We start from the raw sequence: 26,931 nt of genomic DNA, 5'->3' as shown, positions 1-26,931 counted from the left end.
GAGCAACGCGAATCAGTTCTGGTCCGAGATCCGTTACCGTGAAATGTAATTCGGTTTTCAACCGAAAGTGCGTGGTGTGCTCCAAGCGACGTGAACGATGCGTCGATCGTTCGTTTCACGGAACTCGGCTGTACCTCGGTCGCTGCCGATGGCGAATCGGTCGAGCCGCGAGTCGGCACGCGGTCGGTAAGGGGGGGCGGTCCGAAGAAGGTTGCGTCGGCGACAGCGGTGGACCGAGTGGAAAGCGGCTCGAGTGCGCACCCCCTGCAGCGCACTCGAGCCGCGCAGATCATACCATCCGGCTTGTTTCGGACGCCTAACCGATTTTTCCGACGGATGTGTGTGGCGAAGCGAACCGTAGGTGAGTCGACTCACGTGTCGTTCGGGTGAAGTACTCTCTATATGTACTACCTGCGGATACGCAGGGCGCTTGGGGCTCGGAGGCACGGAATAAATGGCACAACAAGAGCGCGCACGGCGGACCCGGGCTGCCATCGTGGAGGCGGCGGCGGCGGAATTCGCCAAGCGTGGATACGCAGCGGCATCCGTCAACACCATCTTGGAGGGCTCCAACGCCACCAAGGGTGCGATGTATTTCCATTTCCAGTCGAAGGAGGATCTGGCCCGAGCCGTGCTCGCGGCCGGTCTGGATCGGTACGTCGCCATCACGGAGAAGTGGGCCGACACCACCGCACACCCGTTCTACGTCATCCGCGGGATCGTGGACGACATCGCGCAGAACTTCCAGAACGACGTGATCGTGCGCGCCGAGTTCCGGTTGATAGTCGAGCCGGAGTTCTACGCGGAGGTGCACTCCGGGGGCGGTCGCGTCTGGGGAGCTCAAGGCCACAAGCAAGCCGAGCGCGCTCTCGCGATGGGCGACCTCAAGCCGGAGTTCGACGCAGCCAAGTTCGTGCGGGTGCTTGCCGCGTCGATGGCCGGTCAGCGGTACATGTCGGATCTGGTTGCCGACAACGCAGATCTGCGCGAGCGGTTCGAGGAATCCGTCGAGGTCGTACTGCTCGCCATGGCGTCCGAGCGTTGGCTCGCCGAGTTCAAACTGCACGGGTGGGAGCACTACGGCGAAAACTGCGCGAAAACCACCTCTGACCTGCCGGTTTGAGATTTGCAGCGAAAGTGTCCTAAGCTATCCCAGCTCCCAACGGAACGCCGTTGAGGGTAACGTCGAAGTAGTTCGGCGGGCCCCCTTCGTCTAGCGGCCTAGGACGCCGCCCTTTCAAGGCGGTAGCGCGGGTTCGAATCCCGTAGGGGGTACGTAGGAAGAGATCGGATTGACAATCCGGTCGGCAGTACAGCATTCTTCGTCTCGCTTCCCGCGTGATGCGGATTTGCAGTTCGGAGAGTTGGTGCGCTAGAAATAGCGCGGCAACAACAGCAAGGCCCTGTGGCGCAGTTGGTTAGCGCGCCGCCCTGTCACGGCGGAGGTCGCGGGTTCGAGTCCCGTCAGGGTCGCAACATCGGTACGAAGGTACCGACATTGCGATGGCATTGTTTCACCGGTGCCGCCCGGCCAGGTAGCTCAGTTGGTACGAGCGTCCGCCTGAAAAGCGGAAGGTCGCCGGTTCGATCCCGGCCCTGGCCACCACGGTGTTGGATCGACAAGCACGATGAAAGCCCCTTCCGGTCGTCCGGCAGGGGCTTTTTCGTTCCCAGGAGTTATTGTCGACGCGTGGACGTGATCGATCGAGCGCAGGAGGATCTGGCGCGCGGAGACAGTATCGCCGCTCGAGATCGACTGCTCGGCGCACTGATCCGGAACCCGACGTCGCCCGGCATCCTCGAATTGCTCGCGTACACGTATCTGGTACTCGGCGATCGTGCGGCGGCCGGAGCCGTCTGGTTCCTCACCGACAAGTCCGACGCCGATCCGACGGCGTCCGCAGCGTTCGCCGCCCTGGAGAAGCAGTACCGGTCGCCTCTGATGATGGCGCGGGCTCTGCCCATCCACGCGCCCTCCGATTGGTATCCCACCCGCGCTCGGATACGGCTGGAGCGGCTGGGAGCTGCGATCGAAGCCAACGGTCAGCACTGGGTGCCGCCACGAGACGTCGTGTATTTCGACGAGGACGGGCTGAACTCGGACGACTTCTACGGCCGGGACGGCGATCAGGACGACTCGGAGTACGACCGCGCAGGGTCGAGTTACCGAACGGTGCGGCAGCGGGCGATCGCGGCGACCATCGTCATCGCGATCGCTGCCACCTCGGCATCGGTGGTGCTGGCACTCGTCTTCGGGTGACGCCGGTTCACGGACGAAGCATGCGGCACCGAGCGTAGAGTCGCGAAAGAATTTCCGCCGACGATCGAGGGTGACGAGTTTCCATGGGCACAGCGAACGGTGCGGCGTCACCGGCTCCGCGAGACGACAACTATGCCGTCAACCTCGAGCAGGCGAGGGTGTTCGCGAGAGGGCTGGCCGAACATATCGAGACGTGCTCGGCGTCCATCGAACTGGCGCAGTCCAAGGCGTTTCGAGCTCGCGCGGATCGCGCCGAATCACGGGCCCGAGCGTTCGAGTCCGAAGCGTCGACGCTCCGAACCGAGCTCTACGAGATGTACCGACACATCGACGCGATGACGGCACGCTTTCCGGAGCTGCGCAGCGACCCATCCGTTCGCGGCTAGCTCTCCGGAGCGCTCGTTCGATCAGAGGGCAGCGGAATCGGTGACCAGGCCGAAGGTCGTCTCTGCGCCTCGACGGCCGAGTGCCGATCCCCAGACCTCGTACACCGCGTCGGTGGCGGAGGATCGCTCGATGTCGCGGCCCTCCGCGACGGTGATGAGCGTGCGAGAGAGCTCGAACAAACTGACCCGGTGATGTCTCGCGGTCGTGAACAGCTCGTCGATGGCGTCGGCAACGGATCCACCGTGGATCCCGATGAGCACTCCGGTTGCGATGTCCACGTGAGTGCGGGACGCAGGCGATTCGGGCAGTCTGTCGGTCATCTTTTTCCTCGAGATGGTGTGTGGTCGGTGCGGATGACCGAAGTGGATCCTGGCGTCGAGCGGCTTCACTGTCTCACACGGACATGACATTTCATACCGTCGGTTTCGCCCGCACGTGCATCCGCTCGCCCTGGGGTCCGAACAGGCTCAGAAGCTCCACCGGTCGGTTTCCGACGGCACCGAACCAGTGCGGCACACGAGTGTCGAATTCGGCTGCCTCGCCTGCCTTCATCGTCAGATCGTGCTCGCCGAGAATCAGCCGCAGGGTGCCGTCGAGGACGTACAACCACTCGTACCCCTCGTGTGTCCGCGGACGCGGCTCCGAGCCCTCCGGGCGGACCAGGAGCTTGTACGCCTGAAGGCCGCCGGGACGCAGCGTCAGCGGCAGGATGGTCACGTGTTCGCGAACGGTGGCCGTGGTGCGCACCCGAGGGTCCGCCACGGGCGGCGCGGTCACCAGATCGTCGAGTTTCATCTGATGCGCACGAGCGATGGGCCACAGCAATTCGAGGCTGGGCTTGCGGTCACCGGACTCGAGTCGCGACAGTGTGCTGATCGAAATTCCCGTGGTGTCCGACAGCGATGCCAGGGTGGTGTTCTTCTCCATCCTGATGCGCTTGAGGCGGGGACCGAGGCCTGCGATGACCTCGTCCAGGCCGGTGTTCGAATCTTCCATGACACCATTGCAGGTTCGGCAACGAGGTTTGTCAACCCAGGAAACATCGAGGCGCGAAAACGGCCCGCGAAAACGGCCCGCGGGCGACGGCAGGCGGCACATACTCGATCGATGACCGGTCGTCCGGGGACCACATACCGCAGTGGCATGATCCGCGATGCCTACGGAAGCAGTGCATCCGAGGCGTTCATGGTCGTCGCCATCGCGACCATTCTGATCACAAGGGCTTACCTGGAATTGACCGACTATCCCCAGGTCGGGGGCAAATCGTTGCACATCGCTCACGCCCTGTACGGCGGCGCGGCGATGATGCTCGCGTTGCTGATCGGGTGGATGTTCACCGGGTTCGGCGTTCGAGTGTTCACGGTGGTGCTCGGCGGAATCGGATTCGGGCTCTTTCTCGACGAAGTCGGCAAATTCGTCACCAAGGACAACGACTACTTCTACGGACCCTCGTCGGAGATCATGTACGTCCTGGTGGTGCTGCTGTTGGTGTTCAGCAGGATCGTTCGGGAGTTCCGCCGGCCCTCGGTCGACGAATCCCTGGCCAACGCGGCTGCGATCGCAGCCGACGGCGTCGCGCACGGCCTACCCGAGCATCGACGCGACTGGGCGCTACGCATGGTCGCGCGGGCCGAGGCCGAGGGTGCCGACGCGGACACCGTGGCCGGGATCCGACTGTTGCTCGGCCGCGCTCGACAGTCGACGTCGCGGACCCACTCGCTGAAAAATGTCGTTCCCCGGCTGATTCCCGCGTTCTTCACCAGCGCCCGGTGGATTCCCGTCGTCGGGTGGGGGTTGGTTCTGCTCTCCGGGGCGGGGGTGGTGTTCGGGATCGTCGAGCTCGTCATCGGGGACCTGCACATCGATCGACGCGACCTGACGATCGACGTCGACAGAATGGGAATCGCGAGCGGGATCCTGTTCGTCAGTGCCTGCCTCACCTTCGTCACGGCGCTGCCTGCGATGCTGTGCTTACGTGTTCGAGGACCGCTCTGGCCGCTGCGAACCCTCCGGGTGTCCGCGTTGATCTTCACTCTTCTCAACGCCCTCGTGGACTTCGCTCAGGAGGGTTTCGCCGCGCTGGGGAATGTGGCGGTGGGACTGTTCGCGCTCGCGGTCATCTCGCATCGAATCACCGTCCGTACCGCCGAGCTCACGTCGGAAGCTGCTGCGACGCAGGCGGATCGAGACTCCGATTGCTCTCGAACCGTCGAATCAGGCCGCTGAGCGGATCGACGAATTCGATCGAACGCGCCAGCAAGCGAAGCGGGTCGGAGTAGTCGTCGTCGGCGACCTCACGGAACGATGGATAGAAATTGTCGCCGACGATCGGAATGCCCAACGAGCACAGATGAACTCGAAGTTGATGCGTCTTTCCGGTTCGCGGACGCAATCGGTACAGGCCGTGGGATCCGAACGTGTCGACGAGCTCGACGAGTGTTTCCGCGTTGGGCTCGCCCGGTATCTCTCGGGCCTGAAGAACGCCGCGCTCCTTGATGATTCGGCTGCGTACCGTCAGCGGGAAGTCGATGTCCCGGGAGCGTGGGGCAATCGCCTCGTACTGCTTGGTGATGGTGCGTTGAGCGAAGAGTTCCTGGTACGGCCGGCGGGCCTGCTGTCGCACGGTGAACACCAGAACCCCTGCGGTGAGCCTGTCCAGACGGTGCGCCGGGCTGAGCTCGGGCAGGTCGAATCGGCGGCGGAGCAGAACGAGGGCCGAGCGAGCGATGTATGCGCCGCGCGGAGTGGTGGCCAGAAAATGCGGCTTGTCGACGACGAGCAAGTTCTCGTCGCGATGGAGGACGTCGAGTGAGAACGGAACCGTCGGCTCCACCGGCGGGTCGCGGTAGAGGTAGATGTCCGCCCGCGGTCTCGCGACGGTCGTCGAATCGACGGGTACGCCTGCTGCGTCGACGATCTGGCCGCCCGCAACTTTCTCGGTCAGTCGGGCGGCGTCCTGCGGGAACCGGGCGCGCAGGTACTCGAGCACCGTCGCTCCGGTCGCGACCTCCGGCATCCGCACCCGAGTGGGATCGAGGCCGTCGCGCAACGGGAGGGGAGCGGCGGGCATGCACCGACTGTAATCGGTCTGGGCATGGAAACACCCCGGCCGGAAATTCCGGCCGGGGTGTGGTCTGCGGTGAAACCGTTCGGGTTCTACCTAGATGGTGACAACCATCTTGCCGGTGTTCTCGCCCTTCATCAGGCCGATGAACGCCGAGGGGGCGTTGTTCAGACCGTCGACGACCGTCTCGTCGAATTCGACTACGCCGCTGCCCAGCCACTCGGTCATCTTCGAGCGGAACTCCTCGGTCACGTGCGCGTAGGAGCCGACAATGAAGCCCTTGAGCGTCAGCTCCTTGCCGATGGCGAGGGCAAGGTTGCGCGGTGCCGGTGTCGGTTCGGTCGAGTTGTACTGAGCGATGGCTCCGCACATGGCAATTCGGCCGTACTTGTTCATCGAACCGATGGCGGCCTCGAGGTGCTCGCCGCCGACGTTGTCGAAGTACACGTCGATGCCGTCCGGTGCTGCCTGTCGCAACTGCTCGGCAACCGGGCCGTCGTGGTAATCGAACGCCGCGTCGAAGCCGAGCTCGAGCAGGCGAGCCACCTTGGCGGGGGATCCGGCACTGCCGATGACCCGAGATGCGCCGAGGGCCTTGGCGATCTGTCCGACGAGCGAACCGACTGCGCCTGCAGCGCCGGAGACGAAGACGACGTCGCCCTCCTTGAACGAAGCGACTTCGGTCAGGCCTGCGTACGCCGTCGTGCCGGTCATTCCGAGTGCGCTGAGGTATGCGGACGCCTTCGCGGCCGAGAGATCGACCTTGCTTGCGCCCTTGGCGGGGACGACGGCGACATCGCGCCAGCCCTTACCGTGCAGAACGGCGTCGCCGACAGCGAAACCCTCGGCCTTGGATTCGATGATCTCGCCGACGGCACCGCCGTCGAGCGGGGCGTCGAGCTGGAACGGCGGGACGTACGACTTCACATCGTTCATCCGCCCACGCATGTACGGATCGACCGACATCACGATGTTGCGGACGAGGATCTGCCCGTCGGCGAGTTCGGGAAGGTCGACGACCTCCGCGCGAAAGTTGTCTTCCGTCGGCCAGCCTTCTGGGCGGGACGCGAGGTGAATTTCGTGTGCCTTCAAGGGATTTCCTCTACTCGTCTTCGGTGACTGTGACGGTGACGTCGATGTTGCCGCGGGTGGCGTTGGAGTACGGGCACACCTGGTGGGCCTTGTCGGCCAGGGCCTGGGCGTTCTCGCGGCTCAAATTGGGCAGGGTCACCTCGAGGGTGACGGCGAGCTGGAAGCCGCCCGCGTCGTTGGGGCCGATGTCGACACGAGCGCCGACGGCCGAATCGGTGACGTCGGCCTTGTCCTGACGAGCGACCATCTGCAGCGCGGAGTGGAAGCATGCGGCGTAGCCGGCGGCGAAGAGCTGCTCGGGGTTGGTGCCGTTGCCGCTGCCGCCCATGGCCTCCGGGATGGCGAGGTCCAGATCGAGCCGTCCGTCGGAAGTGCGGGCGTGGCCGTTTCGGCCTTCACCGGTGGCCAGTGCCTCGGCGGTGTAGATCGTCTTCATGATGCTCCTTCTGTCGTGCCGGAATCGGTGTGATGCAGAGCGCTCGTCAATGCGTCGAGCGACTCCTTGAGTTTGACGAGATCGTCGACGTCCATGCCGGTCTTCTCGGCCAGCTTTCGTGGAATGTCGAGTGCCTTTGCGCGCATGGCACTTCCGGTCTCGGTGAGGTGGATCTCGACCCGACGTTCGTCGGTGCTCAGGCGTCGGCGCTCGATGAAACCGAGGCCTTCGAGGCGCTTGAGCATCGGCGACAGCGTGCCGGTGTCGAGATCGAGTTCGGCGCAGATGTCCTTGACGCCGCGCCCGTCCCGTTCCCACAGCACCAGCAGTACGAGGTACTGCGGATACGTGACGCCGAGCTCGTCGAGCATCGGGCGATACACCGCGGTGGTAGCCCGCGATGCGGAGTACAGCGCGAAGCACACCTGACGGTCGAGTGCGAGTTCGTTGGTCACGTCAAGAACAGTAGTGCACGGTTAAGTTGTGCGCAACCTACCTGCTCGATGTGCATGGAACTTCGTAGTGGGCTACGAAGTTCCATGCACACGGGGGTCAGCTCTGCAGGGCGCTCTTCAGGCCGTCGAGCACGATCGTTGCCGCCGTCGGGCCTGCATTGAGGTACCACGGGTCGTCGTCGACGCGCACGATGTGGTTCTCGGTTGCCGCGCTCATTCCGGTCCACAGCGGGTTGGTGGTGTACGACGCGGCGCTGGAATCGGCTCCGGCATCCTGGCTCGATACGAACACCCAGTCCGCGTTCGCGAGCTGAATTTCCTCCTCGCTGAAATCCTGCGAGGTCTTGTCGAACTGCTGGCTTTCCGGGCGCGCCAGTCCGGCGTCCCAGGCGATGTATCCGGCGAACGACGGGATGCCGAACACTCGCGCTCGATCGGCGGTGAAGCGGACGAACGAGACCGTGGGTGCGCCGGTGTCGGCAAACGAACCACCCAGTGCCGCAGCGTCGGAGGTGAAGGTGTCGATGAAGGTCTGAGCCTGATCGGTTCGGCCCAACGCGTCGGCGAGAAGGAGGAAGTCCTGCTTCCAGTTCACTCCGGTGCCTTCGGTGAGCACGGTCGGCGCGATGGTCGACAGTGTCGGGTAGATGTCCTCGGAGCCGGTCTTGTTCGCCAGGATGAGGTCGGGTTCGATGGCGGCGATGGCCTCGATGTCGACCTCCTGTCGGTTGCCGACGTCGACGAACTGCGACATGCGATCCGCGTACTGCGGGAACGAGAAGCTGATGTAGTCCGGGACCAGTGCGGCGCCGTCCCCGTAGGCGACTCCGGTGGGTACGACGCCCAGGGTGAGAGCTGCGTCGAGCTGGCCGGTGGCGATCACGACGATCTTCTTCGGTTCGGCGGGGATCTCGGTCGAGCCGCCGAAGTGGCCGACCGTGCGGGGGAACACGCCGTCCGCGGCACCGGAACCCATGCCGTCGGGGATGCCGGTCGGGCCGGGGGCGTCGGTGGCCGCATCGGCTGTGACCGACGTCGACGCGGTGGAGGGAGTGGCCGTCTGCTCGGCGGTGCCGCCGCAGGCGACAGTGGTCAGTGCGGTGACCGCGGCGATCGTGGTGGCCAGGAGTAGACGTTTCACTTCGTTCTCTTTCACAGATCGGGCGTAGGCAGGTAAGCCTAGCCTGTACGGGGCGAACGAGGTGAGCGGAACTTCGTAGCAGGGGTCGAAGTTCCGCTCACCTGGGTCAGCGCAGCGCGGCCGCCGCCTGCACCATGTTTCTCAGCGACCGCTCGACCTCCGCCACGCCGCGGGTCTTGAGTCCACAGTCGGGGTTGACCCAGAGTCGTTCGGCAGGAACTGCTTTCAATGCCGCCCGCAGCGATTCGGTGATCTCGTCGACGCTCGGCACCCGCGGTGAATGGATGTCGTACACGCCGGGGCCGACACCGAGGTCGAATCCGATCGAGTTCAGGTCGTCGAGTACTTCCATGTGCGAGCGGGCCGCCTCGATCGACGTCACGTCGGCGTCGAGGTCGGCGATCGCGTCGATAATCTCACCGAACTCCGAGTAGCACAGATGCGTGTGAATCTGCGTGTGGTCGGACACGCCGGATGTCGAGATCTTGAACGATCGCACGGCCCAGTCCAGGTACGCCGCTGTGTCTTTCGAGCGCAGGGGGAGGAGCTCACGAAGGGCAGGTTCGTCCACCTGGACGATTCGAATACCCGCTGCCTCCAGATCGATCGTCTCGTCGCGAATCGCCAGGGCGATCTGGGCTGCGGATTCGGCCAACGGTAGGTCGTCTCGGACGAACGACCACGCCAGAATCGTCACCGGGCCGGTCAACATGCCTTTGACCGGCTTGTCGGTGAGCGACTGCGCGTACTCGGACCAGTGCACGGTCATCGGTTTCGGGCGCGAGACGTCGCCGTACAGAATCGGCGGCCGAACGCACCGAGATCCGTACGACTGGACCCAGCCGTTCGACGTGGCCGCGAAGCCACTGAGCTGCTCGGCGAAGTACTGCACCATGTCGTTTCGCTCGGGCTCGCCGTGGACCAGCACATCGAGGCCGATCTTCTCCTGCAGTGCAACGACATCGGCGATCTCGGATTGCATCCGGGATACGTATTCGGCGTCGTCGATCTCACCGGTGCGCAGGGCTGCCCGAGCGAGTCGAATCTGCGTGGTCTGCGGATACGAACCGATGGTGGTCGTCGGCAACGACGGCAAGTCCAGTCGCGCAGCCTGAGCCCGGCAGCGTTCCTCGGCCGGGGTGCGGTCGACGGAGATTCCCGCGTCGAGACGTGCCCGAACGGCCGCGTCGTGCAGACGAGGGTCGGTGCGACGAGTCTCGAGCGCGGCTCGGGCCTGCTCGAGCTCGGACGACACCGATTCGGTGCCCTCTCGCAGCGCCCTCGCGAGGACGGCCACCTCGGCAACCTTCTCGGTACCGAAGGCCAGCCAGGATCGGAGCGGATCGACGATGTCGGTCTCTCCGTCGAGGGTGTACGGAACGTGCAGCAGCGAACACGAACTCGACACCGCGAGCGTGCCGGCACTACCCAACAGGCTCGCCAACGTTGCCAGCGCCTTGTCGAGATCCGTCCGCCAAATGTTGCGCCCGTCAACGACGCCCGCGACTATGTGCTTGCTCGCGAGCGCAGGTATCACGGCAACGTGCTCGACGGTGCCCGGCACCGTCAGATCGATCGACAATCCCTCGATACCGGTCGACGCGAGCACGGGCAGTACCGCACCGAGGTCACCGAAGTACGACGCCAGCAGTATGGCAGGCCTTGTCGACACTGCGCTCAGGTAGTCGTAAGCCTTCTTCGCACAGTCGATCTCGTGCTGCGTGCGGTCGGCCACGAGCGCAGGTTCGTCGAGCTGGACCCACTTCGCCCCGGCATCGGCGAGGTGTGTCAGCAGCTCCGCGTACAGCGGCAGAATCTCGTCGAGGCGGTCCAGTAGCGGGGCGCTGCTGCCGACTGCTTTCGACAGCAACAGGAACGTCACCGGTCCCAGGACGACCGGTCGAGCCGGGACATCGAGCGCGCGAGCTTCTTCGAGCTCGGCGAGCACCTTCTCGGGATGCAGTGAAAAGGTTGTCGCCGGGGAGATTTCGGGCACGAGGTAGTGGTAGTTGGTGTCGAACCACTTGGTCATCTCCAGTGGTGCGACGGTCTCGTTGCCTCGGGCGGCGGCGAAACAGCGGTCCAGCTCGCTGTCGATGCTCCGAACCCGCTCGGGTAGTGCGCCGAGCATGACCGCGGTGTCGAGCACGTGGTCGTAGTACGAAAAGGTGTTCACCGGAACGGAATCGAGTCCGGCAGCGACGAGTTCTCGCCAGGTGTTCTCGCGCAATGTTCGCGCGACGGATTCGAGTGCGGCTGCGTCGAGCGTTCCGGCCCAGTAGGATTCGACGGCTTTCTTCAGTTCTCGGTTCGGTCCGATACGGGCGGAACCGAGCACGGTGGCGGTGAATTCGATACTCACGGTAGTTCTCCAAGTGACTGCTGCATCGATGGCGCACCGCCTTCTCGGGCGCGCGCATCCCGGAGAGCCCCACGAGCAGCCGTACCAGGGTTACGCGCCCATTCCACGAGGCGGTGAACCGCTGCGCACGGCGTGCACAGCACAGACGGCAGGTATTCGGACTCGCGGGCACGTGGACGAACAGTCCACTCCTACTGGCCGTCGCTTCCCGAAGAGGCCTCTTCAGTGCTGTTGACGGCGGTCGTTCCTGCATACCGCTGCGGGACAGTCCCGGACTCTCACCGGGTTCCCTCTCACGACGCGCCGTACCGCACGCATCGCTTCGGCGCCGTGGTGAACTTCGGGGCTCCTCATGACCACCTGGCGAACCGACTGCAGGGACGAGCATAGATGCATCGACGAAGCGTCTGCTACGGTGCTCTCATGCAGCGCACGTATTTCTGGTTTAGCAGGCCGGCCCCGGGTGGGTCAGCCAGCGACGCCATGCGCTGAACTTCCACCCCACGAGCCGGATACAGACCGGCTCGAAGTGCGTGTGGAGCATGAGGAGCCGGCCTGGGAACAGGAACGCCCTCTCATGACACTCTCTCTCGACACCCCACCTCTCGACGATCAGCGGACCATCAGCATCAGTCCGTTGATCGCTCCGTCGGTGCTGCGCCGCGAGCATGCCGTCGACGACGCGATCTCGGCCACGGTCCGTACCGGCCGCGCCGGCGTGGTCGACGTGCTGGACGGCCGCGACGATCGGCTGATCGTCGTCGTCGGCCCGTGCTCGGTGCACGACACCGCCGCTGCTCTCGACTATGCCCGACGCCTCGCCGCCAAGGCATCCGAACTGGGCGATCGCCTGCACATCGTCATGCGCGTCTACTTCGAGAAGCCGCGAACGACGCTGGGCTGGAAGGGTTTGATCAACGATCCGCACCTCGACGGCAGCTTCGACATCAACGCCGGTCTGCGAGTGGGACGCCAACTGCTGCTCGACATTTCCGCGCTCGGTCTGCCGGTCGGGTGCGAGTTCCTCGACCCGATCACCCCGCAGTACATCGCAGACCTGGTCAGCTACGGCGCAATCGGTGCGCGAACGGCGGCCAGCCAGGTGCACCGGCAGCTGTGCAGCGCGTTGTCGATGCCGGTGGGGATCAAGAACTCCACCGAGGGGGACATCCAGGTTGCGGTCGACGGCACCCGCGCTGCCGCCGCGAGCCACGTCTTCCCCGGCACCGATCTCGACGGTCAGGCGGCTCTCATCCGCACCGTCGGGAACCCCGACTGCCACGTGATCCTGCGCGGCGGTGTCGACGGGCCGAACTACGACGCCGAATCGGTCGCCGATACCGTTGCGCGACTGCGTAAGTCGGGTCTGCCGGAGCGGGTGGTCATCGACGCCAGCCACGGCAACAGTCGTAAGGACCACAACAAGCAGGTCGACGTGGTCACCGACGTGGCCGCTCGGGTGGCGGCAGGCGAACACGGCACCGTCGGACTGATGCTGGAGAGCTTCCTGGTCGCGGGCCGTCAGGATCTCGAACTCGGCCACCGGGACGAGCTGGTGTACGGGCAGTCGATCACCGACGCCTGCCTCGATTGGGACACGACGGCAACGCAATTGGACACGTTGGGCGCAGCGGTGGTGGAGCGACGGAACTCGATCACCGCTCGTTGACGAACCCGGCCCGTCAGCGAACCCCGCGCGGTCGGAACTGCACGCTGATGCGTGGGCCGATCGCGCGGGTCGACTTGGGAATCGCATGCTCCCAGGTGCGTTGGCACGAGCCGCCCATCACCACCAGGTCCCCGTGGGCCAGCGTGAACTTCAGCGACGTTCCGCCGCCACGCGGTCGAAGCATGAGTTGCCGTGTGGCACCCAGCGATACGATCGCGACCATGGTGTCCTCGGTGGCGCTGCGACCGATGTTGTCGCCGTGCCAGGCGACGCTGTCGGATCCGTCGCGGTAGTAGCACAGTCCGGCGGTGGCGAACGATTCACCGAGTTCGGTGCGGTAGTGATCGTCGAGCGCATCGCGTGCGTCGTACAGGGCTGCGTCGGGCCACCGTTCGCGCTCGGCGTAGAACCGAACCAGGCGCGGCACGTCGACCACGCGGTCGTACATCTGCCTACGTTCGGCTCGCCAATCGACGGCGTCCACCAGCGAATCGAACAGGTGGGAACCGGCCAACCAGCCCGGTCGAACGTCCACCCACGCCCCGAGCGTGAGTTCGCGGCGGGTGACGGACTGCAGCGATCCGACGCCACCGTCGTCGTCACCGAACAGGGAGCCTTGCATCGCGAGCGACATGGATCGACTGTATCGAACAGGTGTTCCCATTACCAGTGAGTGGCGGTATCGTGCCCGCATGGGATACGGACTTCAGGTTGTGGTCGACAGCTCGAACCCCCATGCGCTGGCGAAGTGGTGGGCGCAGACACTGGGCTGGCAGGTCGAACCCAGCAACGAGACTTTCATCCGTGAGATGGTCGCCGCGGGTCACGCCCGCGAAGAGGACACGACCGTCTTCGAGGGCGTTCTGGTGTGGCGGGCGGGCGCCGGCATCTCGGATCCCGAGTCGCCCGGCAGTCCGCGGGTGTTGTTCCAATCGGTGCCCGAACCGAAAACGGTGAAGAATCGGTTGCACCTCGACATCCGCGTCGGCGACGAGCGCGAGACGGTGGTCACGCAACTGCAGGCCCGGGGTGCATCGGTACTGCATCGAGGACACCAAGGCCCCAGTGTCTGGATCACCATGACCGATCCGGAGGGCAACGAGTTCTGCGTCAGTTGAGCCGGTAAGCACCGGGAGTCTGGCCGGTCCATCGCTTGAAGGCCCGGCGGAAGGCACTGGGCTCGGAGAACCCCAGGCGGGTCGAGATGTCGTCGACGCTGTCGCCGCGACTGAGCCCGGAGATCGCCGCATCGCGCAGTACTTCTTCGCGCAGTTGGTTGATGGAGGTGCCCTCCTGCCGAAGAATGCGTCGCAGGTGCGGTGGGCTGATGTTGAGCATCGCCGCGATCTCGTCGGTTCCCGGTGCTCCACCTTTGAAACCGGTTTCCAGGGCGCGGCGGACCTGGCTCGACGCCGTGCTGTCGTAATCTCGAGACGAGAACAGTAGATTGGGCGACTCCGCGAGATAGTCCGCCAGCGTCGCCTCGGTCTGCACGATCGGTGCCCGCATCACTGCGCTGTCGAATTCCAGTGTGGCCAGATCGGTTCCGAACTCCACATGAGTGCCGAAGATGGCGTCGTACATCTTTCCCGCTTCGGGTCCCGGCAGCGGGTAGGGCAGTTGGACCGACAGAAGTTTGACCCGGTTGCCGATGAGCCACGCCGCGAATCGGTGCAGCAGAATCAACAGGAAGTCGGTCAGCAGTCGCTCGGCGAGTTCGTTTCCCTCCGGGCTCAGGTGGGTGGTGGGGGTGACGTGCACGGTCAACACCGTGGATTCCTCGGTTCGGTCCATCGTCATGGGGCGCACCGGAATCAGCACCCGCATGGTCTCGGACATCCGAACCAGCGCAGCCCACAGGTTTTCGGTGTGTATCAGCGTCTGGCACACCACGCGAAAGCTGCCGCGTCGCACCGGAACTGCGGCGAGGCCGAACAGTTCGTCGCCGGTCATCGCCCAGACCGCCTGGGTGAACGCGGTGACCTGCCGGGTGGTCAGGCGCTCCGCAGGATTGTCGAGGATGGTGGAACCGATGCCGGCCATCGACAGCGGGTAGGTCAGGTCCACCCCGCTCTTCGTCGCGAGGTCGACGGCCTGCCTGACGAAGTACGCCGGGATCGTCGGTTGCGCAGTCACAATTTTCGTAGCCTCTCGGCTGCGTCGGCGAGAACCTCGTCCTGCTTGCAGAAAGCGAAGCGCACCAATGATTTCCACGGGCCCGGCTCGTCGACGAACGCGGTCACCGGAACCGCCGCCACGCCGACCAGGTCCGGGAGGGCACGGCAGAATTCGTAGGCGTCACCGCGCCCGATCGCCGCGATGTCGGCACAGACGAAATACGTTCCCGCGCTGTACTTTACATCTGCTCCTGCGGCGGCGAGCGCGGCCGAGAGCGTGTCCCGCTTGCGTTGCAGGCCGTCGCGCATCGTGGCTATCCAGGCCTGTTCGTGCTCGAGCGCGTAGGCCACGGCCGGTTGGAAGGGAGTACCGCCGACGAAACTCATGAACTGTTTGGCGGCGCGGACGGCGTCGATCAGTTCGGCAGGCCCCAACGCCCACCCCGTCTTCCACCCGGTGGCGTTGAAGGTCTTGGCGGCGCTCGAGACGGTGACGGTTCGCTCGAACATCCCGGGCAGTGTCGCGATCGGCGTGTGTACGCGGCCGTCGAAGACGAGATGCTCGTAGACCTCGTCGGTGAGGACCAGCAGATCGTGTGCCACCGCGATCTCGGCGATGCGGATCATGGTGTCGCGGTCGAAGACCGTGCCGGTGGGATTGTGCGGGGAATTGACGATCAGCATGCGCGTGCGAGGCCCGATGGCGCGTTGGAGGGCGTCGGTGTCGACGGTCCACCCGTTGCCGTCGGCGACCAGCGACACGGCGGTCCGGGTGGCACCGGCGAGAGCGATGGCGGCGGCATAGGAGTCGTAGAACGGCTCGATCAGCAGGACGTCGTCGCCCGGCTCGATCAGACCGAGGAGGGACGCCGAGATCGCCTCGGTGGCACCGACGGTGACGAGTATCTGCGAATCGGGGTCGTGGCGCAGACCGAATCGCGCCGACCGGTCCTCGGCGATGGCAGCGCGCAGCACCGGCATGCCAGGGCCGGGGGAGTACTGGTTGAGGCCACTGGCGATGGCCTGGCGCGCGGCTTCGAGCATGGCGGGTGGGCCGTCGGTGTCCGGGAAGCCCTGCCCGAGGTTGACGGCATTCTTCCGGACGGCGAGCGCGGTCATCTCGGCGAAGATCGTCGATGCGAACGGGCGCAACCGTGCCACTGTGCGCGAGGGGAACGACTCGGACATTCCTGCAGCGTAGTTCACAGACGGCAGCCGGTCGTTCGCCCTGCGTCTGTACTGTGCCTGTCATGCGATTCGGATTGTTCGTGCCACAGGGGTGGCGTCTCGATCTCGTCGGTATCGACCCTGCCCGGCAGTGGAGTGCGATGCGCGACCACGCGCTCGCCGCCGAGGCCGGTCCGTGGGAATCTCTGTGGGTCTACGACCACTTCCATACCGTTCCCACCGCGACCGACGAGGCCACGCACGAGGCCTGGTCGCTGATGTCCGCGTTGGCCGCGTCCACCTCGCGGATCAGGCTCGGGCAGATGTGCACGGCGATGGCGTACCGCAACCCGGCCTACCTGGCCAAAGTTGCTGCCACCGTGGACATCGTGTCGGGCGGCCGCGTCGAGATGGGCATCGGCGGCGGCTGGCACGAGCACGAGTTCCGAGCCTACGGCTACGGATTTCCCTCTGCCGGAGAACGATTGGGCAGGCTCGACGAGGGCGTGCAGATCTTCAAGCAGGCATGGACGGCCGGCGAGGTGTTCCTCGACGGAAAGTACTACGAGATCGACGGTGCCGTGGTGCGACCCCTGCCGTTGCAGGAGGGCGGCATCCCGCTGTGGATCGCGGGTGGCGGCGAGAAGGTCACCCTGAAGATCGCCGCGAAGTACGCCAACTACACCAACTTCGACGGAACCCCCACCGGTTTCGCCACCAAGTCCGCTCTGTTGCGTGAACATTGTGCAACCGTGGGTACCGATTTCGATGCCATCGTCCGCTCGGCGAACTACAACGTCGCCATCGGTGCAACCGAGGCCGAGGTGGAAGACCGACTGCGCGCCCTCGAAAGTCGCCTGACCGAGTACGTGGGTGCAGAGAAGGCCCACAGTGCCCTCGACGCGTACCGCGGGATGACCGCAGTGGGAACTCCTGAGCAGATCGTCGAGAATCTGACGGCGCTGCAGGAACAAGGGATGACGTACGGCATCTTCTACTTCCCCGAAGCGGCGTACGACCGGTCCGGTATCGAACTCTTCGAGCGCGAGGTGATCCCCGCCCTGGCCTAGGCCGGGGATGCGGTTCGGTTCAGCGCAGGTCGTCGGGAAGATCCGCAGGATCGATGAGCAACTGTTGGTTCTTGGCGGTGCGGACCTTCTCCGACAGGCCGATGTTGGCGTGCAGCAACGCCCACTCGCCCTCGGTGATCTCCTCGACTGCCCGCGCGATGACCCCCGGATCGGTGGTTCCCCATGCGATGGGCATCGCCGTGGCCAACTGCCACGTTCGCCCACCGGTGTTGCGGCCACGGTCCGCGAGAACCGACACCGCAGGTACCTGAGCGCCCCGCTCGACGGCGTGGCCGGGAAGCGTGCGCACGACGCGGGTGATCAACACGTAGTGCGGCTCGTCCACCTCCGGCTTCGCGATGTCGATCAGAGCCAGCAGTATCGCTCCGCTCGGTAGCTTCTCGGCCACCATCGCCGGCACCAGATCGCCTGCAGCATATTGCGATTCGATGGAACCCATCTTTCGGGGTGCCCACAGCATCACCCAGAGTGAGGTGGCCGCACCGATCAGGAACACTGCGCCGAGGATGTACGACCACGGAGCGGCGATCCAGATGAACCAGGACCCGAGCGCGATGAGGAACACGGCGGTCAGCGCTGCGGAGGAACGCAGCCGACGAAGCTCGGTGAACGTCTCGTTGACCGACTTCGCGTGGGCTACGTCTACAGGGAACTCGAACTTGCGCACAGAGGTATTCCTAGCACGGTCCCGAGTGGACCCGACGTCTCAGATCGCCGGACCGAGCAGATCGTCCGCGTCGGTGATGCGGTAGGCGTAGCCCTGTTCGGCGAGGAAACGCTGACGGTGGGCTGCGTACTCGGCGTCGAGGGTGTCGCGGGAGACCACCGAGTAGAAATGCGCCTGACCGCCGTCATGCTTCGGCCGGAGCAATCGGCCGAGGCGCTGCGCCTCTTCTTGCCTGGAGCCGAACGTTCCCGAAACCTGAACTGCCACAGAGGCTTCCGGAAGGTCGATCGAGAAGTTCGCCACCTTGCTCACCACGAGCGTCTGGATCTCGCCCTTGCGGAACGCGTCGAACAGCACCTCACGCTCCTTGTTCTTGGTCGAGCCCTGAATGACCGGAGCGTTCAGCGCTTCACCGAGCTCGTTCAACTGATCGAGATACGCGCCGATGACCAACGTCGGAGCGTCCTGATGTTTGGCGAGGATCGACTTCACGACGGCGATCTTGGTGTGCGCCGTCGAGCACAGCTTGTAGCGCTCCTCGGGCTCGGCGACGGCATAGGACATGCGCTCGGCATCGGTGAGGGTGACGCGAACCTCGATGCACTCGGCAGGCGCGATCCAGCCCTGTGCCTCGATGTCCTTCCACGGAGCGTCGTACCGCTTGGGTCCGATCAGCGAGAAGACGTCGCCCTCGCGGCCGTCCTCGCGGACGAGGGTCGCGGTGAGGCCGAGGCGTCGACGGGACTGCAGATCGGCGGTCATGCGGAACACCGGCGCGGGGAGCAGGTGCACCTCGTCGTAGATCACCAATCCCCAGTCGCGGGAATCGAAGAGCTCCAGGTGCTTGTACTCACCCTTGGTGCGACGCGTGATCACCTGATACGTGGCGATTGTCACAGGGCGAATTTCCTTGCGCTCTCCCGAATACTCGCCGATCTCGTCCTCGGTGAGCGAGGTGCGTGCGATGAGTTCGCGCTTCCACTGCCGACCGGCGACGGTGTTGGTGACCAGAATCAGCGTGGTCGCCTTCGCTCGGGCCATCGCGGCTGCGCCGACCATCGTCTTGCCGGCACCACAGGGCAGTACCACCACTCCCGAGCCACCGGCCCAGAACGAATCGGCCGCCATCTCCTGGTAGTCGCGCAACGTCCAGTTGCCGCCCTCGGTGTCGAGCTCGATGGGGTGAGCTTCGCCGTCGACGTAGCCGGCGAGGTCCTCGGCAGGCCAGCCGATCTTGAGCAGCATCTGCTTGACGTGGCCGCGTTCGGACGGATGCACGATCACCGTGTCCTCGTCGACCATCGCGCCGAGCATGGGTGCAATCTTCTTGTGCCGCATCACCTCTGTGAGCACGGCGCGGTCCAGACTGATCAGGACCAGACCGTGTATCGGGCTCTTGACCAACTGCAACCGGCCGTAGCGCGCCATGGTGTCGACGATGTCGACCAGCAGCGGTTGCGGCACCGCGTAACGCGAGAAGTTCACCAGCGCGTCGACCACCTGCTCGGCGTCGTGGCCCGCGGCACGGGCGTTCCACAGGGCCAGCGGGGTGATGCGATAGGTGTGCACGTGCTCGGGGGCACGTTCGAGCTCCGCGAACGGTGCGATGGCCGCCCGCGCTGCGCCCGCGAGTTCGTGATCGACCTCGAGCAACAGCGTTTTGTCGGACTGGACGATCAGCGGGCCGTCGGTCACGGTTCCTCCTAGAGACATCTGCTGCGCCCGAAAGAGCGCAACTTCTCCATTGTCCACAGGTAGGGGCGCGCGTGCACGTGAGCCCGGTCTACTCGACCAGTGCGACCGAGGTGATGCGATGCAGGGTGAAGCGTCGAACCCCACCGGTTGCGGGGTCGAACGCGTCGAGTTGGCCGCCGCCGATGCTGATCGGATCGACGATGCGATGGGTGGCCACGCCCTGGGCGTCGACGTAGCCGATGCTCACGCTCCGTTTGACCTTCGCCGCGGTCTGCAGCAGCGTCATCGTCGCGGTGCTGCTGGCTCGAGATCCGTCGGCGCGCACCACCGCGCCGCCGTTGCCTGCCGCTCTGTCGGCTGCGCGCATTCCACGCACCAACGAACCCAGCTGTTCCTCGGTCGGGACGGCCGGAGTGCGGAACGTCTGGCGCGGCCGCCTGGCCGATACCCTCGACCCGCGGGCACGCAGATCGACGATGGTGCCGGACGAGTCCTCGCCCGCAGGCGCGAATCCCGCTCCGGCCAGGACCGTGAGCACCTCGGCGAGCGGGGCCTGTGAGATCGCGACGGTCGGAGCCAGTGCCCTCAGGGCCAGGGATTCGGCTGCCGGCGACGCCATCACCTCGGCCAGCAGGGCCGGGTCCTCGCATCGAACGAACGACGCGGCGACGCCCGCTCGTAGGCGGCCGTGCCGACGAGCCACGTCGTCGATCAGGTAGGTCAGGGCCTGGGGTACCGGCGTTCGCGAGTGGGTGGCGAACAACGAGTGCAGTTCGGAGGCGGTCAGTCCGACGTCGAGGGCGCGGCGCAGGCTGGTGTCGCTGATCCGATACATCGTGGCTGCGCCCGCGGACTCCACGTCGGCGACCAGTTCGATTCGATCCTGTAGTTCGGGCTCGAGGGGTCCGGGTGCCACCAGGGTGAGGTCGGCCTGCACCAGGACGTAGTCGATGGGCTCGGGCAGCGTCGCGCGCATGTCTGCCTCGGCGTTGCCGTCGTGCAGCAGGGAGCGTCCCGGGGTCGAGATCGCCCCGCGGGCGACGATACCGAGAGCCGTAGCTTCGGCGAGAACATGTCCGACGGGGGTGACGCCGAAGCGTCCCGACCACCGGGGTCGACGCCACGCCAGGGTGCGGGCGAGATCGGCGGGCTGTGCTGCGTGTCCGCTGCCGAGTTCGGCGAGCAACTCGAGAATCATCCGTCGATCCCGGGGTGCGGCCGGGGAGCGGACTTCGTCGGACAGGGCGGCGATGGGCTTGTCGTTGGGGTCACGCATCCCGATGACCCACGGTGCCCGTGGCACTTCGAGCCAGGCGGAGGCGAGGGTGTGCCAGCGGGCGGCGGGGGCCGCGGTGAGCCACGCGTCGACGGCGGGTGTGGGTGCCCAGTAGTCGTCGCCGTTGTCGGACGCAGGCACCGGGTCCGGTGTTCCGCTCGAGATGAGATGGGCGGCGGCCAGCAACTCGACGAGGATGCTCACTCGATCGTCGTCGAGGCCGGTGGCCTTGGTGATCTTGCGGAGCTCGCGCACTCCGAGGCCGCCGGCCTTGAGGGCGGGTGCAGGCGAGGCCGACAACGCCTCGATCACGGCCACGCAGTGTCGGTTCAGCTCCAGTGCCTCTCCCGCGGCAGCGGCGTCGACATCGGCGAGCGAATAGGTGCTGGTGGCGAGCTTGGGTTCGGCGAGCGAGCGTGGATCGGACATCGGTTCGCCGCGCAGGATCTGCCCGACCTGGACGGGAAGCTCGACGGTTTGCTCGTCCAACCAGATCAGTAGGCCTGCGGCGAGCAGCTTCTGGACGGGTCGATCGGGCGGTGTGCCCGGTGCGGCGTCTCGGGTGCGGCCGGTCGGGGACGATCTGGCGAGGGTATCGAGAAGGCTGCGTTCGCCGTCGCCGAGCTCGGCCAGAGCCGCGGTGATGTGTGATTCGGTGAGGTTGTCGACCGGGTCGAGTGCGCGGCCGATACGCCACGGCACCGCGTCCGCCGCGGTGGCGCTGATTCGGAAGCCGGCTGCATCGCCCCACACCAGCAGGCGTTCGCGCAGCTGGGCCAGTGCCCTGTCCACGCTCTTGGCCGGTGCGCGTTTGGCGACCACTGCCAGCAGCGCGGCGCGAGTGACGGGTCGTTCGTACGCTTCCTCGATGGCGAGGATCTCGAGGATCGTCAGGGCCAGGGTGTCGAGGGTGTCCGCGGTGTGCAGGATCGATCGGCGCTGCTCGGCCCGTCCGGCCAGCACGGCCAGGGATGCGGGCGGCGGCGCGGTCAGATCCGGACGCAGCGACATGGCCTTGATCAGCTCGGCGTCGCTGCGAGCTGCGATCCATTGCGGCAGATCAGGAGCCGTGTCGGTGTGTCGGTGCGCAGTCGTGTCGGTCATCGTCTATCAGATTAGAGACCTGGGCTGGTGCTCGCCGCAGGGCAGGTGTCAAAATGGGCCCATGGTGAACAAGTCGAAGAAGCCCTACGTCGATCCAGGCTGGCCGGACACCGCTCGCGGTGACCACGCGGTGACCGAACTCTCGTCCGCTCGATCGGGTGGCTTGTCACCCTTCGGTGAGGACACCGAGTTCCCGCTGCCCGTCGAAGACCTGCCCTACGCCCACCCGGTGACCGTGGTCAATCGCTGATTGCGGACCTCGAACACGAAAAAGCCCCCGACGATCGTCGGGGGCTTTTCTCGTACGAGCTCGAACTGCCGTGCAGCCTACTGGGGCAGGAATGCCTTGTTGGCCTGGTAGAAGTTCACGATCTGCGGATCGAGCTGGATGCCCTGAGCCGCGTTCTGCACGAACGCTGCGATCTGCGGATCGTTGGTGATGTTCTGGACGGCGGTGACGATGCCTTCGACGACCTCGGCCGAGCTGTCCACGGCCGGGATGGACGTGAGGTCGGGGAGAGCGGGAACCTCCGGTGCCTTCGGGGTGACCGGAACGCTGCGCTCGGTGGGCGCGCTGTTCAGGCCGAGGCTCGAGGAGCAGGACGGCCATGCGCCCCAGCCCTGCGAGTCGAGGACCTTCTCCGCCACTGCGATCTGCTCTTCGCGGCTGGCCTGGTTGGCCGTGGCGGCGTACTGCTGGCCGCCGTGTGCGTTCCAGGTGCTGGGGGAGAACTGCAGCCCGCCCTGGTAGCCGTTGCCGGTGTTGATGCCCCAATTGCCGCCGGCTTCACACTGTGCCAGGCGGTCCCAGTCGGAATCCGGTGCCGCGTTGGCGGTGCCGGTGAAGGCGATGCTCGCGGTGCCCATGATGGCTCCGGTGACTGCCACCTTCGCGACGGTCTTGCCAGTGGTGCTCGGCTTGCGATGACGTCCGCTCATACGAGTTGAAATCCTCTCCACACGCGCCTGCGAGGTCAGCTGTCGGGTTCGGGCTGAGAGGTAGCCCGGCCTTTTCGCTCACTCCTCGGAATGAGCAATTGGGCTTAACCCCAAGGGAAGTCGGGGCGGCTTCGTGAGCCGCTACAACTTCCCGGTTGTCCGTGGAGGACGTGGGTCCCCCGTCCTCGTCCCCTGGGTGATCGTCGAGGGTGTTCCGGTTCCCGCGGGACGAGGTTTGGCGCTGCGGGCCGGAATTCGGCCGAACTTTCCGGCCGCTGCTGACCGTACTGAAATTCCCGCCTTACGTCACTATTTGGTAACTGTCGATTTCGGGGCGTCGTCGAGAGCGCATTTCGTACCTGTTTCGGGTCTCTCGAGTCGGCCCAGCTAGTGGACGTGCCGGGCATTGAACCCCTGTCCGTTGCCTGTCCGTTACCCGAGCGTGATGTGATGGAAGTCACATCGGCGTCGCCTCGTTCGAGAGGTCACCGAACGGCAACGATGTCCTTGCCGAGGGGCATGAGGGATACGGGAATCATCTTGAGGTTCGCGATCGCCAGCGGGATGCCGATGATGGTGATCGCCATCGCGAGCGCAGTGAGCACGTGAGTCAGGGCCAGCCACCAACCGGCCAGAATCAGCCAGAGCACGTTCCCGATGAGCGCGCCCGATCCGGACCCCGGCTTGTCGACGATCGTCGACCCGAACGGCCACAGCGCGTAGACGCCGATGCGGAACGACGCGATCCCGAACGGGATCGTCACGATGAGGATGCACAGCAGCAGTCCGGCGAGGAAGTAGCCGAGCGCCAGCCACAGGCCGCCGAAGACCAGCCAGATGATGTTCAGAATCAATCGCATGGTCAGCGCGCCCGTCGTCCGGATGCCAGCGCGTACACCAGGGCCAGCAGGAAGCCGGTCGGCGCGGAGAACATGGCCGTCAGATACAGCCCCAGTGGGGGCTTGGCGTCGGAGAAGATCGGAAACATCAGGATCGCGACGATGGCGACGAGGCCGATCGCGAACAGGGTCAGCGCGATGCGCAGCAGGGCGGTGCTGCTCTTACGGGTCGTTGTGTCCACGTACCCCACGGTAGTGCGAAGCGGGGCGCTGTGAGGAGCACGGTGCGGGAACAAGTCGAATGCTCTATCCGGGCTCACCGCGCTAGACTGAAGTATTCGCGTCCTACGTTCTCGTGGGGCGCGAAACTTGTGCGGGCCGACCATCGGTCCCACGAACAACGCAACTATCGACAGCAACAGATGAACGGGTGAGCTCAGTGCCGACCGGCAAGGTGAAGTGGTACGACGTCGACAAGGGATTCGGATTCCTCTCGCAGGAGGAAGGCGAGGACGTCTACGTGCGTTCCTCGGCGCTGCCCGAGGGCGTCGAAGGCCTCAAAGCCGGCCAGCGGGTCGAGTTCGGGATGGCCGCGGGCCGCCGCGGGCCGCAGGCACTGAGCCTGAAGGTCCTCGAGCCCGCACCGTCGGTGCGTCAGAACACCGGCAGCACCCGCCGCGAACCCGTCGAGCGCAAGCACACTCCCGACGAACTGCACGGGATGGTCGAGGACATGATCACGCTGCTCGAAGCGACCGTGCAGCCCGAGCTCCGCAAGGGCAAGTACCCGGACCGCAAGATCGCGCAGCGCATCTCCGAGGTGGTCCGGGCCGTCGCCCGCGAGCTGGACAGCTGATCCCGGGGAGGAACTACGGGCGCGTGCCGATCGACCAGATGGCGTGGCTGACGAAGCCCTCCTGATTGGTGTCGGTGTCGATGATGCCGGTGGGCAGACGAATTTCGATACCCAGCAGGGTCCGGTCGCTGTCGTCCGTGGTGGGCACCGTGACGCTGAGCCTGGTTCCGGGTTCGTTGAACTCGCTGTCCTCGACGACGTTCCCGCTGTCGTCGCCGTAGACACGGGCCAGCACCCACGGCGCCGAGTAGACGGCCTCGGGGAGTGAGAGCTGCACCGTCGGGGCCTTGCCGACCTCGATTTCGGTCGTCTCGCCGACATTGGTGCACAGCGGGTCGGTGACGGCGCAGTACAGGTACGGCTCCACCTCGACGGCCCGGCCGTTGGCGTAGGCGGAGACGGTCGGTTCCTTCTCCGGTGCGTTCCCGATCAACAGTGCGAGGACCGCGACGAACGCAGCGGCGACGACGAACAGACCAGCGACGGTCAGGGCGGCGATCTTCTTGGTACGGGGAGCGAGATTCACTTGGTCACGTTTTCGCCGAAGGAACCGTCGGACACTTCTTGTTCGACGTGGTCGGGGCGGTTGCCGCCGAAGCCGGGCAGAAGCGATCTGCCGCGGTAGGTGAGGAATGTCTGCACGAGCCCGATCGTAAGCAACACCGACACCACCGTGAAACCGAGCCAGTACTCGGTGGGGAGCAGGACGCCGAGCGTGCCGCCGAGGACCCAGCACAGCTGCATGACGGTTTCCGAGCGGCCGAATCCCGACGCGATCGATTCCGGCGGCAGGTCGGCCTGCAGCGATGCGTCGAGGGAGACCTTGGCGAGTGCGCTGGCGCTCGACGCGACGAGCGCGGCCACCGCCGCGGTCAGCAGGCTGTCGGTGATGGCAGCGACCACGGCCACCACGGTCACGGCGATGGTGCACCGCAGGACGACCAGGGACGGCCGACCGAGCTTGATCCTGGCACCGAGCGCGTTGCCCGAGAAGTTGCCGAGACCGGCGGCGGCCCCGACGAGTCCGAGCATCGCAGCCTGCTGAAGCGGCTCGTGTTCGGTACGGGACTTGGCAACGAACGCGATGTAGAGCGTGAGGAACCCGGTGAGAACCCGGATGGTGCCGTTGCCCCACAGACCGACGATGACCGCGCGGCCGAGGGGCTGTCTGCGGTTCTTGGTGCTGCTCGACGTCGGCGGGGCCGAGACCGTGCGGCGGAGGTTCTCGGTCGGGGCACCGCTTCCGGCGTAATCGCGTCCACCGTGCTGATCGGCGTGGTAGCTCAGGGTCGCGGGCACTTCGCCCTCGGTGATCTCGACCCAGGACGGGATGCGCATGCTCAGATACGCGCCGAGCACGGTGATCGCGGCGACGAACCACAGGGCTCCCGGTGAACCTGCGACGAACGCGATGCCGCCGGCGAGCGCCCCGGCAGCGATGGTGCCGCCGAGCAGACCGAACACCGTCAGACGGGAGTTGACGCGAACGAGGTCGATCTCCGGCGGCAGTACTCGCGGCGTCACCGCGCTCTTGAGCACCGCAAAGGACTTGCTCAGGACGAGCATGCCGAGCGCGGCCGGATACAACACCCAGCTGTCGAAGTTGAACACCAGCACCACCGCCAACACGGTGCGCAACCCGAAAGAGGTGGCCAGCGCGATGCGACGGCCGTGCTGCAATCGGTCGAGCAGTGGCCCGATGAGCGGCGCGATCAGCGCGAACGGTGCGATGGTGATGACGAGATACAGCGCGACCTTGGTCTTGTCCTCACCGGTGGCAGCCGAGAAGAAGAGCGTGTTGGCCAATGCGATCGCCAGGGCGGCGTCCGAAGCGAAGTTCGCCATGGTGGCGTACGTGAGTGCGGTCAAACCGGACTTGTCGGCACCGTCCGCCTTCGCGGCTCGCTGGAAGGACGCGATGCCCTTGCCGGTCAGCTCGCGGCCGCGCATGGCGGCGACGCGGGTGACGGTCAACTTCTTGGGCATCGGCGGCGGCTTGCGTGCGCCGGCCCTGCCACGCGCGGCAGTGATCTGCTCGGTCCGCGGCGGGTGCAACGGCGGCAACGGCTGACGCCGACTCGGCACATGGGTGGACGTCAGGGGAACAGCGGGTGGGTAGTTCGCCAGACCGGGGTGCTCGGTGGGGTCAGGAGCGGAGCCTGCGGAGTGCTCGGTGGGGTCGGGAGCGGAGCCTGCGGAGTGCTCGGTGGAGTCGGGAGCGGAGCCTGCGGAGTGACCGGTGGGGTCGGGAGCGCCGTTGCGCTCGGGGTCGTCCGCACCCGGTGGGGTGTGGGGGAGACGTGGATCGGTCACG

Annotated in this window: 28 protein-coding genes, 3 tRNA genes and 2 riboswitches; of the genes, 12 read left to right on the top strand and 19 right to left on the bottom strand. The window is 65.7% G+C overall.

Translation table 11 applies throughout. From position 1 onward, the window contains the following. Positions 1 to 454: 454 nt before the first annotated feature. The 6 genes from NY08_RS12375 to NY08_RS12350 all read left to right on the top strand — a co-directional run bounded on the left by NY08_RS12375 (position 455) and on the right by NY08_RS12350 (position 2,646). Complete coding sequence (locus NY08_RS12375; protein WP_032377441.1) at positions 455 to 1,123, top strand: TetR/AcrR family transcriptional regulator; 669 nt, start codon at positions 455 to 457, stop codon at positions 1,121 to 1,123. Between the two features lie 79 nt (positions 1,124 to 1,202). Then, a tRNA-Glu gene (locus NY08_RS12370) sits at positions 1,203 to 1,275 on the top strand. A 124-nt stretch (positions 1,276 to 1,399) separates the two neighbouring features. Then, positions 1,400 to 1,473, top strand: a tRNA-Asp gene (locus NY08_RS12365). A gap of 56 nt (positions 1,474 to 1,529) precedes the next feature. After that, a tRNA-Phe gene (locus NY08_RS12360) sits at positions 1,530 to 1,606 on the top strand. 84 nt (positions 1,607 to 1,690) lie between these two features. Beyond that, a complete protein-coding gene (locus NY08_RS12355) occupies positions 1,691 to 2,260 on the top strand; it encodes a DUF6584 family protein (RefSeq protein ID WP_045196631.1) in 570 nt (189 codons plus the stop codon). A gap of 83 nt (positions 2,261 to 2,343) precedes the next feature. Beyond that, positions 2,344 to 2,646, top strand: a complete 303-nt coding sequence (locus NY08_RS12350; protein WP_032395870.1) for a hypothetical protein — start codon at positions 2,344 to 2,346, stop codon at positions 2,644 to 2,646. A 21-nt stretch (positions 2,647 to 2,667) separates the two neighbouring features. Here NY08_RS12350 and NY08_RS12345 read toward each other — a convergent pair whose 3' ends face one another. Both NY08_RS12345 and NY08_RS12340 read right to left on the bottom strand, forming a co-directional pair. Next, positions 2,668 to 2,967 carry an ANTAR domain-containing protein gene (locus tag NY08_RS12345; protein ID WP_141214673.1) on the bottom strand — a complete coding sequence of 100 codons (300 nt, stop codon included), beginning with the start codon at positions 2,965 to 2,967 and terminating at the stop codon, positions 2,668 to 2,670. 91 nt (positions 2,968 to 3,058) lie between these two features. Further along, entirely contained in the window at positions 3,059 to 3,643 is a 585-nt protein-coding gene (locus NY08_RS12340; protein ID WP_032395868.1) for a helix-turn-helix domain-containing protein, read from the bottom strand. Between the two features lie 111 nt (positions 3,644 to 3,754). Here NY08_RS12340 and NY08_RS12335 point away from each other — a divergent pair, with 111 nt between their 5' ends. Beyond that, a complete protein-coding gene (locus NY08_RS12335) occupies positions 3,755 to 4,873 on the top strand; it encodes a hypothetical protein (RefSeq protein ID WP_045196630.1) in 1,119 nt (372 codons plus the stop codon). Here NY08_RS12335 and NY08_RS12330 read toward each other — a convergent pair. From NY08_RS12330 to metE, 6 genes are all read right to left on the bottom strand, one after another. Beyond that, positions 4,800 to 5,717: a pseudouridine synthase gene (locus NY08_RS12330; RefSeq protein WP_045196629.1), complete on the bottom strand. Its 918-nt coding sequence runs from the start codon at positions 5,715 to 5,717 to the stop codon at positions 4,800 to 4,802. The genes NY08_RS12335 and NY08_RS12330 overlap by 74 nt on opposite strands. A gap of 90 nt (positions 5,718 to 5,807) precedes the next feature. Further along, on the bottom strand, positions 5,808 to 6,803 hold the full coding sequence (locus NY08_RS12325; RefSeq protein ID WP_045196628.1) for an NADP-dependent oxidoreductase: 996 nt from the start codon (positions 6,801 to 6,803) through the stop codon (positions 5,808 to 5,810). A gap of 10 nt (positions 6,804 to 6,813) precedes the next feature. Then, a complete protein-coding gene (locus tag NY08_RS12320) occupies positions 6,814 to 7,239 on the bottom strand; it encodes an organic hydroperoxide resistance protein (protein ID WP_027495882.1) in 426 nt (141 codons plus the stop codon). Beyond that, positions 7,236 to 7,694, bottom strand: a complete 459-nt coding sequence (locus NY08_RS12315) for a MarR family winged helix-turn-helix transcriptional regulator (RefSeq protein WP_045196626.1) — start codon at positions 7,692 to 7,694, stop codon at positions 7,236 to 7,238. Before NY08_RS12315 ends, NY08_RS12320 begins: the two co-directional genes overlap by 4 nt. 97 nt (positions 7,695 to 7,791) lie before the next feature. Then, positions 7,792 to 8,835, bottom strand: a complete 1,044-nt coding sequence (locus NY08_RS12310) for an ABC transporter substrate-binding protein (RefSeq protein ID WP_045200282.1) — start codon at positions 8,833 to 8,835, stop codon at positions 7,792 to 7,794. A 106-nt stretch (positions 8,836 to 8,941) separates the two neighbouring features. Beyond that, positions 8,942 to 11,197, bottom strand: coding sequence for a 5-methyltetrahydropteroyltriglutamate--homocysteine S-methyltransferase (gene metE / locus NY08_RS12305; protein WP_032395864.1), 2,256 nt, complete (start codon positions 11,195 to 11,197; stop codon positions 8,942 to 8,944). A gap of 130 nt (positions 11,198 to 11,327) precedes the next feature. Next, positions 11,328 to 11,525: riboswitch (cobalamin riboswitch) on the bottom strand. Between the two features lie 249 nt (positions 11,526 to 11,774). On the opposite strand from metE, the gene NY08_RS12300 reads away from it, so the two are divergent. Beyond that, a complete protein-coding gene (locus tag NY08_RS12300) occupies positions 11,775 to 12,866 on the top strand; it encodes a 3-deoxy-7-phosphoheptulonate synthase (protein WP_045200280.1) in 1,092 nt (363 codons plus the stop codon). A 13-nt stretch (positions 12,867 to 12,879) separates the two neighbouring features. On the opposite strand, the gene NY08_RS12295 is transcribed toward NY08_RS12300, so the two are convergent. Next, a complete protein-coding gene (locus NY08_RS12295; RefSeq protein WP_032395863.1) occupies positions 12,880 to 13,500 on the bottom strand; it encodes an alpha-ketoglutarate-dependent dioxygenase AlkB in 621 nt (206 codons plus the stop codon). Between the two features lie 58 nt (positions 13,501 to 13,558). Between NY08_RS12295 and NY08_RS12290 the strand changes: the two genes are divergently transcribed. After that, a complete protein-coding gene (locus tag NY08_RS12290) occupies positions 13,559 to 13,984 on the top strand; it encodes a VOC family protein (protein ID WP_045200278.1) in 426 nt (141 codons plus the stop codon). On the opposite strand, the gene NY08_RS12285 is transcribed toward NY08_RS12290, so the two are convergent. Together NY08_RS12285 and NY08_RS12280 are read right to left on the bottom strand one after the other, a co-directional pair. Further along, a complete protein-coding gene (locus NY08_RS12285; RefSeq protein WP_045196622.1) occupies positions 13,977 to 15,002 on the bottom strand; it encodes an AraC family transcriptional regulator in 1,026 nt (341 codons plus the stop codon). The two genes, NY08_RS12290 and NY08_RS12285, sit on opposite strands and share 8 nt — an antisense overlap. After that, on the bottom strand, positions 14,999 to 16,171 hold the full coding sequence (locus NY08_RS12280) for a pyridoxal phosphate-dependent aminotransferase (RefSeq protein ID WP_045200276.1): 1,173 nt from the start codon (positions 16,169 to 16,171) through the stop codon (positions 14,999 to 15,001). Before NY08_RS12280 ends, NY08_RS12285 begins: the two co-directional genes overlap by 4 nt. Before the next feature lie 62 nt (positions 16,172 to 16,233). On the opposite strand from NY08_RS12280, the gene NY08_RS12275 reads away from it, so the two are divergent. After that, complete coding sequence (locus NY08_RS12275; RefSeq protein WP_045196621.1) at positions 16,234 to 17,220, top strand: LLM class F420-dependent oxidoreductase; 987 nt, start codon at positions 16,234 to 16,236, stop codon at positions 17,218 to 17,220. 19 nt (positions 17,221 to 17,239) lie between these two features. Here NY08_RS12275 and NY08_RS12270 read toward each other — a convergent pair whose 3' ends face one another. From NY08_RS12270 to NY08_RS12260, 3 genes are all read right to left on the bottom strand, one after another. Further along, a complete protein-coding gene (locus tag NY08_RS12270; RefSeq protein WP_045196620.1) occupies positions 17,240 to 17,908 on the bottom strand; it encodes a DUF3239 domain-containing protein in 669 nt (222 codons plus the stop codon). A gap of 39 nt (positions 17,909 to 17,947) precedes the next feature. Beyond that, positions 17,948 to 19,603, bottom strand: a complete 1,656-nt coding sequence (locus NY08_RS12265; protein ID WP_032396285.1) for a DNA repair helicase XPB — start codon at positions 19,601 to 19,603, stop codon at positions 17,948 to 17,950. An 88-nt stretch (positions 19,604 to 19,691) separates the two neighbouring features. After that, a complete protein-coding gene (locus NY08_RS12260; RefSeq protein ID WP_045196619.1) occupies positions 19,692 to 21,983 on the bottom strand; it encodes a helicase-associated domain-containing protein in 2,292 nt (763 codons plus the stop codon). A gap of 61 nt (positions 21,984 to 22,044) precedes the next feature. Between NY08_RS12260 and NY08_RS12255 the strand changes: the two genes are divergently transcribed. Further along, positions 22,045 to 22,233, top strand: a complete 189-nt coding sequence (locus NY08_RS12255; RefSeq protein WP_032395857.1) for a hypothetical protein — start codon at positions 22,045 to 22,047, stop codon at positions 22,231 to 22,233. A 77-nt stretch (positions 22,234 to 22,310) separates the two neighbouring features. Here NY08_RS12255 and NY08_RS12250 read toward each other — a convergent pair whose 3' ends face one another. From NY08_RS12250 to NY08_RS12240, 3 genes are all read right to left on the bottom strand, one after another. Then, complete coding sequence (locus NY08_RS12250) at positions 22,311 to 22,922, bottom strand: resuscitation-promoting factor Rpf1 domain-containing protein (RefSeq protein WP_045196618.1); 612 nt, start codon at positions 22,920 to 22,922, stop codon at positions 22,311 to 22,313. An 8-nt stretch (positions 22,923 to 22,930) separates the two neighbouring features. Then, positions 22,931 to 23,131, bottom strand: a riboswitch (cyclic di-AMP (ydaO/yuaA leader). Positions 23,132 to 23,407: 276 nt separating this feature from the next. Continuing rightward, entirely contained in the window at positions 23,408 to 23,782 is a 375-nt protein-coding gene (locus tag NY08_RS12245) for a YccF domain-containing protein (RefSeq protein ID WP_032395855.1), read from the bottom strand. A gap of 2 nt (positions 23,783 to 23,784) precedes the next feature. Beyond that, complete coding sequence (locus NY08_RS12240; RefSeq protein ID WP_032395854.1) at positions 23,785 to 24,003, bottom strand: hypothetical protein; 219 nt, start codon at positions 24,001 to 24,003, stop codon at positions 23,785 to 23,787. Positions 24,004 to 24,200: 197 nt separating this feature from the next. Between NY08_RS12240 and NY08_RS12235 the strand changes: the two genes are divergently transcribed. Beyond that, positions 24,201 to 24,617, top strand: coding sequence for a cold-shock protein (locus NY08_RS12235; RefSeq protein ID WP_008719325.1), 417 nt, complete (start codon positions 24,201 to 24,203; stop codon positions 24,615 to 24,617). A 13-nt stretch (positions 24,618 to 24,630) separates the two neighbouring features. On the opposite strand, the gene NY08_RS12230 is transcribed toward NY08_RS12235, so the two are convergent. Both NY08_RS12230 and NY08_RS12225 read right to left on the bottom strand, forming a co-directional pair. Continuing rightward, positions 24,631 to 25,143 carry a DUF2771 domain-containing protein gene (locus NY08_RS12230; protein ID WP_032395853.1) on the bottom strand — a complete coding sequence of 171 codons (513 nt, stop codon included), beginning with the start codon at positions 25,141 to 25,143 and terminating at the stop codon, positions 24,631 to 24,633. Then, a complete protein-coding gene (locus tag NY08_RS12225) occupies positions 25,140 to 26,930 on the bottom strand; it encodes an MFS transporter (RefSeq protein WP_235387191.1) in 1,791 nt (596 codons plus the stop codon). Before NY08_RS12225 ends, NY08_RS12230 begins: the two co-directional genes overlap by 4 nt. Between the last annotated feature and the right edge of the window lies 1 nt (position 26,931).

The organism is Rhodococcus sp. B7740 (assembly GCF_000954115.1).
Taxonomy (GTDB): domain Bacteria; phylum Actinomycetota; class Actinomycetes; order Mycobacteriales; family Mycobacteriaceae; genus Rhodococcoides.
The sequence above is the reverse complement of the archived record's forward strand: the minus strand, read 5'-3'. Positions and strand labels throughout refer to the sequence as shown.